This is a genomic window from Mannheimia indoligenes, from assembly GCF_036880405.1.
GTDB classification, from domain to species: domain Bacteria; phylum Pseudomonadota; class Gammaproteobacteria; order Enterobacterales; family Pasteurellaceae; genus Mannheimia; species Mannheimia indoligenes.
On record NZ_JBAJJM010000009.1, the window covers coordinates 1 to 14327 of the forward strand.

General features: G+C 39.8%; 13 protein-coding genes. 4 read left to right on the plus strand and 9 right to left on the minus strand.

All coding sequences use genetic code 11. The features are described 5' to 3' along the window. Positions 1-137 precede the first annotated feature (137 nt). Together deoR and deoC are read right to left on the minus strand one after the other, a co-directional pair. Positions 138-869: a DNA-binding transcriptional repressor DeoR gene (gene deoR / locus V6W77_RS07255; protein WP_334254234.1), complete on the minus strand. Its 732-nt coding sequence runs from the start codon at positions 867-869 to the stop codon at positions 138-140. Positions 870-885: 16 nt separating this feature from the next. Beyond that, the gene (deoC, locus tag V6W77_RS07260; protein ID WP_334254235.1) at positions 886-1560 is read right to left on the minus strand and encodes a deoxyribose-phosphate aldolase; all 675 of its coding nucleotides are present in this window, start codon (positions 1558-1560) and stop codon (positions 886-888) included. 168 nt (positions 1561-1728) lie between these two features. Here deoC and rbsK point away from each other — a divergent pair, with 168 nt between their 5' ends. The 4 genes from rbsK (at position 1729) to rho (ending at position 6428) form a co-directional block, all read left to right on the plus strand. Continuing rightward, positions 1729-2649 carry a ribokinase gene (rbsK, locus tag V6W77_RS07265; protein WP_334254236.1) on the plus strand — a complete coding sequence of 307 codons (921 nt, stop codon included), beginning with the start codon at positions 1729-1731 and terminating at the stop codon, positions 2647-2649. Positions 2650-2659: 10 nt separating this feature from the next. Beyond that, entirely contained in the window at positions 2660-3952 is a 1293-nt protein-coding gene (gene fucP / locus V6W77_RS07270; RefSeq protein WP_334254237.1) for an L-fucose:H+ symporter permease, read from the plus strand. A 1-nt stretch (position 3953) separates the two neighbouring features. Continuing rightward, positions 3954-4970: an aldose 1-epimerase family protein gene (locus V6W77_RS07275; RefSeq protein WP_334254238.1), complete on the plus strand. Its 1017-nt coding sequence runs from the start codon at positions 3954-3956 to the stop codon at positions 4968-4970. A 195-nt stretch (positions 4971-5165) separates the two neighbouring features. Then, positions 5166-6428 carry a transcription termination factor Rho gene (rho, locus tag V6W77_RS07280; protein ID WP_025235525.1) on the plus strand — a complete coding sequence of 421 codons (1263 nt, stop codon included), beginning with the start codon at positions 5166-5168 and terminating at the stop codon, positions 6426-6428. 50 nt (positions 6429-6478) lie between these two features. Here the strand turns inward: rho and napF are convergent, their stop codons facing one another. From napF to argC, 7 genes are all read right to left on the minus strand, one after another. Continuing rightward, on the minus strand, positions 6479-7009 hold the full coding sequence (gene napF / locus V6W77_RS07285; protein WP_334254239.1) for a ferredoxin-type protein NapF: 531 nt from the start codon (positions 7007-7009) through the stop codon (positions 6479-6481). Positions 7010-7061: 52 nt separating this feature from the next. Further along, complete coding sequence (locus V6W77_RS07290; protein ID WP_334254240.1) at positions 7062-7898, minus strand: dimethyl sulfoxide reductase anchor subunit family protein; 837 nt, start codon at positions 7896-7898, stop codon at positions 7062-7064. A gap of 1 nt (position 7899) precedes the next feature. Then, complete coding sequence (locus tag V6W77_RS07295) at positions 7900-8517, minus strand: DMSO/selenate family reductase complex B subunit (RefSeq protein ID WP_334236050.1); 618 nt, start codon at positions 8515-8517, stop codon at positions 7900-7902. 9 nt (positions 8518-8526) lie between these two features. After that, a complete protein-coding gene (locus V6W77_RS07300) occupies positions 8527-10950 on the minus strand; it encodes a DMSO/selenate family reductase complex A subunit (RefSeq protein WP_334254241.1) in 2424 nt (807 codons plus the stop codon). Positions 10951-11178: 228 nt separating this feature from the next. After that, positions 11179-12363 (minus strand): aspartate aminotransferase family protein, encoded by a 1185-nt coding sequence (locus V6W77_RS07305; RefSeq protein ID WP_334254242.1) that lies wholly within the window; start codon positions 12361-12363, stop codon positions 11179-11181. A 3-nt stretch (positions 12364-12366) separates the two neighbouring features. Further along, on the minus strand, positions 12367-13224 hold the full coding sequence (gene argB / locus V6W77_RS07310) for an acetylglutamate kinase (RefSeq protein ID WP_283387037.1): 858 nt from the start codon (positions 13222-13224) through the stop codon (positions 12367-12369). A 64-nt stretch (positions 13225-13288) separates the two neighbouring features. Further along, entirely contained in the window at positions 13289-14230 is a 942-nt protein-coding gene (gene argC, locus V6W77_RS07315; protein WP_334254243.1) for an N-acetyl-gamma-glutamyl-phosphate reductase, read from the minus strand. Positions 14231-14327 lie beyond the last annotated feature (97 nt).

The window sequence follows — 14327 nt, forward strand, 5'->3', positions numbered from 1 at the left end:
TACTAACCTAATCAAAAAAATAAGGTTAGCAACTATTTTGTCCACTTGGCATAGTTTTTGCAAAATCAGCAACTATTTTGTCTACTATGCCTAAAATCATAGAAAATATGCCTGTATTATATTAATACAGGCATATTTTATTTAAAAAAGTGGGGAGGTAATTTCTGATCACATACTATTGTGTCAAATCTATCAACCTTATCAATATAAGCTTTTTGGACTTGATTTATTTTTGATGAATCAATTACTAAAATAGACTGTTGCGTTTTTTGCATAGCTTTTTGCTTAGTTTTGGCTTCATCAAAATTAAAGCAGGTTATTCCTTTATTCTCATCAATTCCGGCAGCCGAAATAAAGGCTTTTGTTGTACAAATGGCATCTAGTTCATTTGTCAATTGAACAGGAATTAAAAAAGAATTATTCCTTGAATAATTGCCTCCACATAAAATAACTTCACAATGTGGTTTATTCTGTAACACCATAAAAGTGTTGATCGAGCAACAAAGTGCGGTAAATTTAATGGAAGGATCAATTTGTGATGCAATAAAAGGGATAGTAGAACCACAATCAAAAAAAACCACATCTCCATCTTTGACTAAATCGGCAGCAATACGACCAACTTCCATCTTTTCAGCAATATGTTTTGTTTCTTGCTCGAAAATTTGGTAGCTGTTATCCGTATTTTTGTGCGGATTCTTAACAATATATCCGCCTAAAAGGACGACAGAGCCTGTATCCGTATTTAAATCACGGCGAATTGTCATCTCTGATACATTCAAAATATTCGCAGCATCACGCAAATGAATTTTATCCATTTGTTTGAGTAAAAATTCCAACTTCTGAATTCGTGACTGTATTTTTTTATCCATACACAGGCTCTGTTGATTAATAGGTAGCGTTATTGTCTGCTAAACCATTAATAATAGCAATCCCTGAACTTGATCCAATTCGCGTTGCACCATTTTTAATCATTGCCATTGCAGTCTCGGTATCACGCACACCGCCTGAAGCCTTAACGCCAATATTATCACCAACGACTTGACGCATTAATATGATATCCTCCACTGTTGCACCGCCCGTATTAAAACCTGTCGAAGTTTTCACAAAACCAACACCGAGAGTTCGGCAAATTTCACAAGCTCTCGTGATTTCCTCTTTAGTTAATAAGCAAGTTTCCAAAATAACTTTAAGTAAAGCCCCTTCGCAAGCGATTAAAACGGCTTGAACATCTGCTTTAACAGAATCCCATTGATTTGATTTGATCAACCCAACGTTAATCACCATATCAATTTCCTCTGCACCGGCTTTTATTGCTTCCTTAGCTTCAAAGGCTTTTACGCAAGGTAAATTCGCTCCCAATGGAAATCCCACCACTGTGCAGATTTTAACATTTGTATTTTGTAATTTCTGTTTGGCTAATGGAATATAGCCTGAGTTAATGCACACAGAAAAGAAATTATGTTCAACCGCTTCATCACAAAGCTTCAATATATCCTGTTCTGTCTTCTCTGCGGTTAATGCAGTATGGTCAATAAATCTGGCAATGTCATAAGATGGCATAAATTTTCTCCTTATCTAGGTTTATGTAATTATTTTCACTTTTTTATATGATACCGCAAAAAAATTTAAAAACTGTGATCTTTGTCACTTTTTTAACATTTTATTTTTAATATACTAAACAACATAAATTTTGTGACAATTATAACATTAATTACAGAGGAGAATATTATGGATATTGCAGTAATTGGTTCAAATATGGTGGATTTAATCAGCTATATTGATGAAATGCCTAAAATGGGGGAAACGTTGGAAGCCCCTGATTTCAAAATGGGTTGCGGTGGAAAAGGAGCGAATCAAGCTATTGCAGCAGCCAAATTAGGTGCATCAGTAATGATGATGACTAAGGTTGGTGATGACGTATTTGCAGACAATACCATCAGAAATTTCAAGCAATATGGTGTGAATACGGATTTTGTCGAAAAAGTAGCAGGAGTATCCAGTGGCGTAGCCCCCATTTTTGTAGATGAGTCTTCACAAAACCGTATCCTCATTATTAAAGGAGCAAATTCTCACTTAAAACCCGCAGATATTGATCGTGCCGAAGCTCAGTTAAAAAACTGTAAACTGTTTATTTTACAACTGGAAATTCCTTTGGAAACGGTTTATTACGCGATTGATTTTGCCAATAAACATCAGATTCCCGTCATCCTTAATCCTGCACCGGCAAGCAAAGAATTAGACATTAATTATGCCTGTAAATGTGATTTCTTTATGCCGAATGAGACTGAGCTCGAAATTCTAACCGGTATGCCGGTTGAAAATATGGAACAAATCCAAGTCGCGGCCAACAGCTTATTTTTGAAAGGTTTAAAAAATCTGATTGTAACTTTAGGCGAAAAAGGCTCGGTTTGGTTCCATCGGGATCAAGTCACTCATATATCCCCACACAAAGTCAATGCAATTGATACCAGTGGTGCCGGAGATGCCTTTATTGGCTGTTTTGCTCATTTTTATATACAAACTAATGACGTTAAACAAGCAATGCAAATGGCATCCGCTTATTCAGCCTACAGTGTAACAGGACAAGGCACTCAATCTTCTTATCCTGATAAAGCACAATTTGAACAATTCTTACAATCTTTAAAATAAGGAATATAGTATGAAAGACATTCAACAAATGCCTGATGGCTATCTAAATAAAACCCCTATTTTCCAATTTATTTTACTCTCTTGCTTATTTCCTCTTTGGGGAGCTGCTGCGAGCTTAAATGATATTTTAATCACCCAGTTTAAAAGCGTATTCACACTGAGTGATTTTGCTAGTGCTTTAGTACAAAGTGCATTCTATGGCGGGTATTTTTTAATCGCCATACCAGCTTCACTAGTAATTAAAAAAACCAGCTATAAAATTGCGATTCTAATCGGGTTAGTCCTATATATTGGTGGCTGTTCATTATTCTATCCGGCTTCCCATATGGCAACATATACCATGTTCTTAGCGGCTATTTTCTCTATCGCTATCGGATTAAGTTTCCTAGAAACTTCGGCGAATACTTATAGTTCAATGATTGGACATAAAGACTATGCAACCTTGAGATTAAATATCAGTCAAACCTTCTATCCAGTGGGAGCGATTGCTGGTATTTTATTGGGTAAATACCTCATTTTCCAAGAAGGGGCAACTCTTGAAGAACAAATGGCTGGTATGACCCCAGAACAACTACATGCCTTTAAGTTATCAATGTTAGAGCATACTTTACAGCCATATAAATATTTAATCTTCGTACTAATTGCAGTAACACTTTTATTCTTATTGACATCTTTCCCTAAATGTAAAGCTGTTACGGAAACCGGTAAATCAGAGGTAAAAATTACTGACACACTAAAATATTTAGCAACTAACAGTAAATTTAAAAAAGGGATTATCGCTCAATTCCTCTATGTTGGAATGCAAGTAGCTGTATGGTCATTTACGATTCGCCTAGCATTAAATTTGAGTGATATGAATGAGAGAGATGCATCGGACTTCATGGTCTATAGCTTTATTGGTTTCTTTATTGGTAAATTTATCGCTAATTTCTTGATGACTAAATTCAAATCTGATCTTGTTTTACTATGGTATTCCATTTTAGGTGTCATCACTTTGGCTTACACCGCTTTTGTGCATGATTTCTCTGCAGTTTATGCCGCTATTTTTGCCAGCTTATTATTTGGTCCTTGTTGGGCAACAATCTATGCTTCCGTATTAGGTACAGTTGCACAAGAACACAGAGAAGTGGGAGGAGCTGTTGTCGTAATGTCAATTATCGGTGCAGCGGTTGTACCTGCAATTCACGGCTATGTATCAGATACATTAGGATCTCTACAACTTGCCTTTATTGTACCTTTATTCTGCTTTGCTTATGTTGGATATTATTTCTATGGCAAATTAAAAGAAAACGAGGAGAAATAGTATGAAAAGCTATCTTTATTTATCCAAATCACAGTTTACCGAAAAAGAACAATTAATTTTCCAAAATGAAAAACTAAGTGCGGTTGTATTTAAATATCAATCTGGTATTGAGGCTGTTAAACTTATTAACAGCAAAGGTTTTGTCATTGTTTTACCTTTTTATGGGCAAATCATTTGGGATGCTCAATTTAATGGGCATACCCTCACAATGAAAAATATGTTCAGCGAACCTAAGCGTGGAACAACGATTATTGACACCTATGGTTGCTTTGCGTTCCACTCCGGATTAATTCGTAACGGTTGCCCAAGTCCGCAAGACGATCACCCTTTACACGGAGAAATGCCTTGTGCCGAAATGGATAAAGCTTGGTTGATTATTGAAGATGACAAATTAGGTCTTGGTGGTGAAGTTGAATATGTCAAAGGATTTGGCGATCATTACTTAGCTAAACCTGAAGTGATGTTATCAGCTGACAGCACCTTATTTGATATTAATATGTCAGTGACAAACCTCGCCAGTGTTGATATGCCGTTGCAATATATGTGCCATATGAATTATTGCTATGAACATAGTGCAACATTCAGCCAAAACATTCCGGATAGTGCAATTCAGTTGCGTCAAACTATACCGGCACACGTTAAACCTACCCCACAATGGCTAAAATTTAACGAGGAAATCAATCAAGGAAAATATACACTATCCGCATTGGAAAATGATGAGATGTATAATCCGGAAATTGTGTTCTTTATGGATAATTTGCAGCAATATCAATCACAACTTGAATATCGTATGCATTCACCAAAAGGTCATAATTACCTGGCAAAATTCTCATCGGCACAATTCAATTACGCAACTCGTTGGATTTTATACAATGCCGATCAACAAGTTGGGGCTTTTGTTCTGCCGGCGACTTGCCGTCCGGAAGGCTTCTTAGCAGCACAGAACAGTGGAACGTTAATTATGCTAAAACCGAAAGAGACACGCCGTTTTAGTGTAACGACTGGCATTGAAGAATAAAAACAAGCTGCCTCTTTAACAAAGAATCTATTCCGTAGTTAGAGGCAGCTTTCTTTCCACAAGCGGTCATTTTTTATAAAAAATTTGCAATTTTGCGATGGTTGCGGTATTCTTCGCCATATCTTTTACGGTTAAACCGTCTCTAGCTAAATATCAAAGAATCCAATCTTTCATTATTAATTATACATTCCAATTATGCATCTTACTCAATTAAAAAATACCCCCGTTTCTGATCTTGTTGAAATGGGTGAAAACCAAATGGGCTTGGAAAATCTTGCTCGTTTACGTAAACAAGATATCGTTTTTGCCATTCTCAAACAACACGCAAAAAGTGGTGAAGATATTTTCGGTCAAGGCGTGTTAGAAATTTTGCCGGACGGCTTTGGTTTCTTGCGTTCTGCGGATAGTTCGTACTTAGCCGGACCTGATGATATTTACGTTTCGCCAAGCCAAATCCGCCGTTTCAACTTACAAACAGGGGATAAAATCGAAGGTAAAATCCGTCCACCAAAAGAAGGGGAACGATACTTCGCGCTGTTAAAAGTGGATGCTGTGAATGATGATAAACCGGAAGTTTCTCGTAGCAAAATTTTATTTGAAAACTTAACACCATTACACGCAAACTCTCGTTTAAAAATGGAACGTGGCAACGGTTCAAAAGAAGATTTAACCGCTCGTATCTTAGATTTGGCGGCTCCTATCGGTAAAGGTCAGCGTGCGTTAATCGTAGCACCTCCAAAAGCGGGTAAAACCGTTCTTCTACAAAATATCGCTCAAAGCATTACCTCTAACCACCCTGAATGTGAGTTGATCGTTCTCTTAATTGATGAGCGTCCGGAAGAGGTAACGGAAATGCAACGCACTGTGCGTGGCGAAGTGATTGCCTCGACCTTTGACGAACCGGCAACCCGCCACGTTCAAGTGGCTGAAATGGTAATTGAAAAAGCCAAACGCTCGGTCGAACATAAAAAAGATGTAGTGATTTTATTAGACTCTATTACCCGTCTTGCTCGTGCTTACAACACAGTAACCCCTGTGTCAGGTAAAATTCTTTCCGGTGGTGTAGATGCCAACGCATTGCATCGTCCAAAACGTTTCTTCGGCGCCGCACGTAATGTGGAAGAAGGCGGCAGCTTAACCATTATTGCGACTGCCCTTGTGGATACCGGCTCAAAAATGGACGAAGTTATCTTTGAGGAATTTAAAGGTACAGGTAATATGGAATTACACTTATCTCGCCGTATTGCTGAACGCCGAATCTTCCCAGCCATTGACTTTAACCGCTCAGGCACTCGTAAAGATGACTTGTTAATGGAAGCCGATGAGCTACAAAAAACCTGGATGTTGCGTAAAGTGCTGAATCCTATGGATGAAGTGGATGCGATCGAATGGTTAATTGATAAATTAATGATGGCAAAAACCAACGAAGGTTTTTTTGAGATTATGAAACGCTCATAATGCCATAAAAAATCCCGCTTAATGCGGGATTTTTTATGGCTGAAAAGTCATTACACTAGTTGAATCGCAGATAAAAAGCAACTTATCTTACATTCGCCACAGCCATTACATAACTCATTATTCACCGTTAAATTATTAGAAATTGCCTGCTGAGGGCATTTCTCTTGGCAAACAGTACAAGATTGATTTTTCTTAACCAGACAATCATTAGCGAAATGGGGTCTAAGTTCCGTATCCTTTTTAAAGGCAATATTAAGAGCATTTTGCGAGCAATGCATTGCACATTGTCCGCAAAGATCGCAACTCATATAATCCAATTCCAAAACTGCTTTTTGCTGCTGAATTTGAATCAAATTATATGGGCAAGCACGCACACAATCACCACAGCCTGTACAAGCAGCAAGAAATAAAGATTCCTCTGCTGCAAAAGGCGGACGATGTGCCAAACGAGTAGTATCTCGCTCAGGCTTGGGAGTTGAATGAAAAAGACTACGTAGCAATCCACGCCGTGAAATAAAATTATGGCTTAGATATGCCTCATAATATTGTTCATTCTTACCTTGCATTGCTTTATTACTCATAAATACCTTATATAAAATTAAAGGTGAACAGCTATCCACCTTTAATTAATCACTATCCTACGATCGCGGTTCCCACTGTCATATGTAGCCCATAAAATACGGTTCTGCCAATCATTTCCGCAAATAAGACAATAATAACAGCTAAGGCTAGATTAAATACATTTTTCATTTTGAAAAGTAAGAAACCTGCAACCGCTAATAAGCATAGACGGATAACGTGCATAACAGCATAGTCTGGCACTAAATCTGTCGCTCGTGCTGCTGAACTGTAAACTTCGCTAAGTCCAAAACCTTGATAAATTACCACGATCGCTGCCAAAAATACCGCTATCAAATACCCCCAAGGCAAATGGCAAATTGAATATTCTTTATGCGGATTTGAGTGAAGCAAAGCGTAAGCTAAAGCACTACCACCAATCACTACAGTTAAGTAGAACTGCCACGAGGTAAATGCCGTATTCCAGGTTGGTACTGTACTGATATGATATAAATTATTCATCATATACATAAATACCAAACCGATACAAGCGGTCAAAATTAGCCAAATTTTTGCAACTCCTTGCGGCATTTTGCCCAGTACGGCAAGTAGCCAATATAATCCGGCTAATGCAAAGAAAGTCGCCCCGCTGGCAATTTCGTTACTGAGCATTGATTCGCCTACTCGGTTTAAGCTATTAAATGCACGCATTGGTGAACCTAAATGCAGAACGGATGCGATAAAACCGATTGCCAATAAGACAAGCAGAATAAACATCGCTTTATGCAAATACGCTCGGCTTTGGTCTGAATGATTACGGCATAAAATAAAGGTAAAAATCAACCAACAACCAACAACCGTTTGAGCAAGTACGGTGAAAATAATCAAAGGTAATTCATGTAAGCCGTTCATATTACACCTCTCTTGGATTTGCTAAAAAACCGGTTTGGTCACCACTTGGGCGAGCATTTTTATTCGGTTTTACCACCAAATTTGGCTTGGTAAATTCTGATGATGGCAATGGCGCGATAGAGGCTTGATTGCCATATTTTTCACGTAATTCTGCAATAGGCGCGAAATCTAATGCACGTAACGGGCAAGCGTCCACACAAATCGGTTTACTGCCTTCTTTCACTCGAGAATAACAACCATCGCATTTGGTCATCAGCCCTTTTTTAATATCGAACTGAGGCGCATCGTAAGGGCAAGCCATACTGCAATAACGGCAGCCAATACATTTTTCTTCATCGACAATTACAAAGCCATCTGCATTTTTGTGCATAGCACCTGTCGGGCAAACTTTACTACAAGCAGGATCATCACAGTGGTTACAAGAAATTGACATATAGTAAGTAAATATATCTTGATTCCAACAGCCTTGATTGTCTTGTATCCAGTTACCGCCCGCATATTCATAAATACGGCGAAAATTCACATCCGTGCCTAAATCTTTATAATCCTTACAGGCGAGTTCACAAGTTTTACAGCCGGTGCAACGCTCAGAATCGAAATAAAAACCATATTGTTCCATAGCTTACTCCTATAATTTTGCAACTTGAACCAAGTTAGAATGTTGTGGATTGCCTTTTGCCAAAGGAGATGGACGTTGTGTTGTCAGCACATTTACACAGCCACCGTGGTCGATGCCTTTATTATCAGGTGCATACCAACCACCTTCACTTAACGCCACTACCCCCGGCATAATGCGAGGAGTCACTTTGGCATTGATGTGAACTTCACCACGATCATTAAAGATTTTCAGCATATCGCCGTTTTTTATGCCCCTAGGTTCTGCATCAATCGGGTTAATCCATACTTCTTGTGGTGCAGCAGCTTTCAACACATCCACGTTACCATAGGTTGAGTGGGTACGGGCTTTATAGTGGAAACCACACATTTGCAGAGGGTATTTTTCCATGAGTGGATCACCATAATGCTCAAAGCTATCGACGTGAATTGGTAGCGGATGAATCACTTCGTCTTTATCCAATTCCCAGGTTTTTGCAATTTCAGCCAAACGTTCAGAGTAAATTTCAATCTTACCTGATGGCGTCGCTAATGGATTTGCCTCTGGGTTTTCACGGAAGTCTTTATAAGCAATAAAGAAACCGTTAGGATCAACTTTTTTGAAAATACCTTGTTTTCTAAACTCTTCAAAAGTCGGTAATTCAGGCAACTGAGCTCTGGATTGTTCATAAATATGGCGTAGCCACTCTTCCTGTGTACGACCTTCAGTAAACTGCTCTTTTACGCCCAATTTTTCTGATAAATCACTTAACATATCGTAAATATTGCGACATTCAAATGGCGGTTTAACCACTTGATCCGCAAAAATGATGTAGTTCATATTGGAAGTGAAAGCATCTAAACAAAAGTCCATTTGCTCAGATGTGGTACAGTCCGGTAGCAAAATATCGCTATATTTCGCGGTTGAAGTCATATGGTTGTCAATCGTAATAATAAGCTCACATTTAGAGTCATCTTGTAAAATCTCGTGAGTACGATTAATGTCTGCATGTTGGTTAATTAAGCAGTTACTTGCATAGTTCCAAATCACCTTAATTGGGGCTTTCAAACGTTCAACACCACGAATACCGTCCGTTTTATCGGTCATTTCTGTTGCACGAATAATCGCATCCGTCCAAAGGAACATCGGGATACTGGCTTTAACAGGGTTAGTTAAAGTCGGCATGCGCACAAACGGAATACCATAAGTACTTTCACGCGCCCCTGTGTTACCGCCACTGATTCCCACATTACCGGTCAAAATAGGTAACATCGCAATCGCACGGGAAAGAATTTCCCCATTACTACGGCGTTGGGGGCCCCAACCTTGTGAAATACAGGCAGGTTTCGTTGCACCAATTTCTCGTGCTAATTTCACAATACGGTCAGCCGGAATACCGGTAATTTTTGCCGCCCATTCAGGGGTTTTAGCAATACCATCACCACTCTGCCCTAAAATATAGGCTTTATAGTGACTATTTTTTGGTGCACTTGCCGGCAAGGTTTTTTCATCGTAACCAACACAATATTTATCAAGGAATGGCTGATCAACTAAATTCTCAGTAATAAGTACATAGGCAAGAGCCGATACCAACGCAGCATCGGTACCAGGGCGAATAGGGATCCATTCATCTTCTTTACCCAAGCCTGTATCCGTATAACGAGGATCAATAATAATTAATTTAGCATTCGATTTTGCTTTAGCTTGTTGAATACAGTAGGTTAAACCACCGCCACTCATTCGGGTTTCGGCAGGGTTATTACCAAACAAGACGATCAGTTTGGAATTTTCGATATCCGCCATACCATTACCCAATGCCCAGCCACCACCGTAGGTGTAATCTAACCCGACTGCAATTTGTGCAGTACTATAATCGCCATAATGGTTTAAATAGCCACCAATGCAGTTCATTAAGCGAGCAACCATAGTTGAGCCCGGTGGCCAAGATTTTGTCATAGTTCCACCTAAAGTCCCGGTACCATAATTGAGATAGATACTTTCGTTACCATATTCGGCAATATTTTTCTTTAAAGATGTGGCAATCGTGGTTAAAGCCTCATCCCAAGTGATACGCTCAAATTTACCCTCACCACGCTTGCCTACACGTTTCATTGGATATTTCAAGCGGTCAGGATTATAAACCCGACGACGCATTGAACGACCGCGTAAACAAGCTCTTACTTGGTGATCAACATTGTAAGTTTCTGTTCCCGTATTATCGGTTTCAACATAAGTAATTTGATCATCTTTAACGTGCATACGTAAAGCACAACGGCTGCCGCAGTTTACGGTACAGGCACTCCACACGATTTTCTCATCACCGGCTGTTTTAACCGGAATAGATTCAGCTTTCGCTGTAAAAGGAAGGGATAAACCGGAAGCTGCCGCCGCTAAACCTGTTGCGGAGGTTGTTTTCAGAAAACGACGACGATTTAAGTTAAGGTTAACATCACTCATATAATTTCCCCCATTAATATTAGGCAAATTAGACTTTAACCCAAAAGAAGTAAAAATGACTTGATATATATCAACAGAAGTATAAAAACCAATAAAATCAACAGTTTAACAATGATAAGTATTTTCATCAACGCCCAAAAACATAAATAAAAATTAAGGGCTATACTTGATTTTATATCAAATACAGCCCTCAAATTAACCTTTGGAATTTAAAGCAATATAGAGAAATTAATAACTCTCCAGCACCTCTTTCAGCACTTTCATTCCCTGTTCAATTTGTTCATCGGAAATAACTAATGGTGGCAATAAACGTAACTTACTTTTTGCAGTGAGGAACAATACGCCTTTTTCAATGCATTTTGCCACCACATCAGAGGCTAAAACACCCTCTTCAAATTCAACACCGAGCATTAAACCTAAGCCTGAAACGGATTTCACTTTAGGCAACGCGACCAAAGTTTCACGGAGTTTCTGCCCTTTGCGTTGTACTTCGGCGAGGAAATCAGTGTTGATTTTATCCATCACCACATTAGCACCGGCACAGGCGACAGGGTTTCCGCCGAAGGTAGAGCCGTGGTCGCTTTTACCCAACGTATTTTCAACTCTTTCGCCTAATAAAAAAGCCCCTATCGGCAAACCGCCACCTAAGCCTTTGGCAAGTGTAACCACATCCGGTTTTAAGCCAAATTGTTCGTAAGAGAATAGTGTACCGGTACGCCCAATGCCGGTTTGCACTTCATCAATAATAAAGATGAGATCTTTTTCTTGGCAGAGAGTTTGTACCGCTTGCAAGTAATCATTGTCTAGCGAACAAACACCGCCCTCACCTTGCACCACTTCCACCAAAACACCGCAGACATCATTAGTTTGCAAGCGTGCTGTTAAGGCATCAATATCATTTGCCGGCACATATTCAAAGCCCTCGGTAAATGGGTGAAAATGTTGATGGAAAACATCCTGCCCTGTTGCCGCAAGAGTGGAAATTGTCCGCCCGTGGAAAGAATTCACTAAGGTTAAAACTGTTGAACGCCCTGCTCCATATTTATCGTGGCTATATTTGCGTGCTGTTTTTACTGCTCCCTCATTCGCTTCCGCCCCTGAATTGCAAAAAAATGCTCTTTTTAGACCGCTTGCAGTTACTAATTTTTTCGCTAATTGGCTTGAGGGTTCAGTAAAAAATAAATTTGAGGTATGCTGTAATTTTCCTGCTTGAGCCACCACTGCATTGAGCCAATCATCATCCGCCCAACCTAAACTGTTTACGCCGATGCCGCTCGTGAAATCCAAATATTGATTACCTTCAAAATCCCAAACTTCACAACCTTTACCGTGCGAAAGGGCAAGATCAAATCTACCGTAAGTTTGGGCAATATACTCTTTATCTAATTGTTTGATGTTGTTGCTTGTTGCCATTTTTTATCCTTTTTTATAAAAACGCGTACCGTTCTTGCCGCCAAAGAGTTCCACTAAAATGGCGTGTTCGACTCTCCCGTCAATAATATTCGCCTCAACACCGCCAGCATTGATGAAATCAGTACAACAGGCAATTTTCGGGATCATACCACCCGCAATAATCCCCTGCTCGATTAAGCCTTGTACCTCGCTTACTTCTACCTCAGGAATCAAGGTATTTTCATCAAAGCGATCTCGTAGTAAACCGGCAATATCGGTCATTGAAACTAATTTTGCTGCTTTTAAGGCAATCGCAATTTCGCTAGCAGCGGTATCGGCATTGATATTATACGCCTGCCCGTTTTCATCCACACCCACCGTGGAAAGCACAGGGATGAAACCGGCGTTAAGGGCGATTTCAATCACTTGCGGGTTCACTTTCACAATATCGCCCACAAAGCCGTAATCCACTTCATCTTCTAATTTTTTACATTGCAACATTGCTCCATCAATGCCACATAAGCCGATACCTTTGCCTTTAAGCAAAGCGACCAAACTTTTATTCACTTTGCCGGCTAACATTTGCAATACTACGTTGATGGTATCGCTGTCTGTTACACGCAAGCCATTGATAAACTGCGGTTCTTTGCCTAGCAATTTCACCCCTTGGGAAATTTCCGGTCCGCCACCGTGTACTAATACAACTTTTACGCCTAAACGATTCAGCAACAAAATATCCGCCATTACCGATTTTTTCAGTTCTTCGTTAATCATCGCATTACCGCCATATTTCACCACGATGATTTTATCCTGCCATTTTTCAAGACAAGCGGTTGATTTTTCTAGTAAATTTGCGAATTGGTTGATTTCTTGTAGTTGCATATTTTCCTCTCTATATAGTTCCCCTCTTTAGAAAAGAGGGATTAGGGGAGATTTGATTATGATACTAAATTTCTAACCCCGAAACTTCATCCCTACCCAACATAATATTCATACACTGCACCGCCGCCCCCGAAGCCCCTTTGCCTAAATTATCAAAACGGGCGGCGAGGAGAATTTGGCTTTCGTTGCCATAGACAAAAATCTCAAGGTTGTCTTTGCCAGAAAAAGCATTGGCAGAGAGCATACCGTATTCGGGTAAATCTTGGAAAGGGTGAACACTAATCAATGGGTTGCCTTTGTAGTAATCGCTTAACAGATTTGCAATTTCTTCGCCGGATTTGACCGCTTGTAACGCGGAAATTGGCAATGGTATAGTAACCAGCATTCCGCTATAGTAATCTGCTACTACAGGGGTGAAAATCGGCGGGTTTTGCATTAGCGTTAAGGCTTGCATTTCAGGTAAGTGTTTATGTTTTAAAGCGAGACCATAAACACGTGGGGCGCCAAAAGCCTCTGGTCGCTCTGGGTTTTGGTAATCAGCGATCATTGATTTACCGCCACCTGAATAGCCAGTCAATGAATGGCAACTGAGCGGATAATCTGCCGGCAGCATGCCTTTTTCAATCAATGGGCGAACTAAGGCAATATAGCCGGTGGCGTGGCAACCCGGCACAGCAACACGGTTGGCGTGTTCAATTTTTTCACGTTGTCCGCTTAATTCGGCAAAGCCATACACCCACTCAGGATTGACTCGATGGGCGGTGGAAGTATCGCAAATACGGGCATTTTTCGGGACATTTGCCACTAATTCTTTTGAGGCTTCATCCGGCAGGCAGAGGAAAGTTAAATCTGCTTCTGCTACTTTAGCTAAACGTGCATTTAAATCTTTGCGTTGTTCTTCAGGCAAGGTTAATAACTCAATATCCTCTGCTTGATTTAAACGTTCGTGAATGCGTAGCCCTGTTGTGCCAACAGCCCCGTCCACAAAAATTTTATATTTGCTCATTCAACATCCTTTTCTTTTTATCTTGATAAAATTGACCTTAGTCTAAGCCGATTCTGGCGAAAACTCAAGCTTATTTTTGAATAAATATTCACTTAAA

Bases quoted from the DNA above. Each gene is read 5' to 3' on its own strand.
- argB (WP_283387037.1), bottom strand. From the start codon at position 13,224: ATGCAACTACAAGAAATCAACCAATTCGCAAATTTACTAGAAAAATCA.
- V6W77_RS07305 (WP_334254242.1), bottom strand. From the start codon at position 12,363: ATGGCAACAAGCAACAACATCAAACAATTAGATAAAGAGTATATTGCC.
- deoC (WP_334254235.1), bottom strand. From the start codon at position 1,560: ATGCCATCTTATGACATTGCCAGATTTATTGACCATACTGCATTAACC.
- argC (WP_334254243.1), bottom strand. From the start codon at position 14,230: ATGAGCAAATATAAAATTTTTGTGGACGGGGCTGTTGGCACAACAGGG.
- napF (WP_334254239.1), bottom strand. From the start codon at position 7,009: ATGAGTAATAAAGCAATGCAAGGTAAGAATGAACAATATTATGAGGCA.
- rbsK (WP_334254236.1), top strand. From the start codon at position 1,729: ATGGATATTGCAGTAATTGGTTCAAATATGGTGGATTTAATCAGCTAT.
- rho (WP_025235525.1), top strand. From the start codon at position 5,166: ATGCATCTTACTCAATTAAAAAATACCCCCGTTTCTGATCTTGTTGAA.
- fucP (WP_334254237.1), top strand. From the start codon at position 2,660: ATGAAAGACATTCAACAAATGCCTGATGGCTATCTAAATAAAACCCCT.
- V6W77_RS07300 (WP_334254241.1), bottom strand. From the start codon at position 10,950: ATGAGTGATGTTAACCTTAACTTAAATCGTCGTCGTTTTCTGAAAACA.
- deoR (WP_334254234.1), bottom strand. From the start codon at position 869: ATGGATAAAAAAATACAGTCACGAATTCAGAAGTTGGAATTTTTACTC.
- V6W77_RS07295 (WP_334236050.1), bottom strand. From the start codon at position 8,517: ATGGAACAATATGGTTTTTATTTCGATTCTGAGCGTTGCACCGGCTGT.
- V6W77_RS07290 (WP_334254240.1), bottom strand. From the start codon at position 7,898: ATGAACGGCTTACATGAATTACCTTTGATTATTTTCACCGTACTTGCT.
- V6W77_RS07275 (WP_334254238.1), top strand. From the start codon at position 3,954: ATGAAAAGCTATCTTTATTTATCCAAATCACAGTTTACCGAAAAAGAA.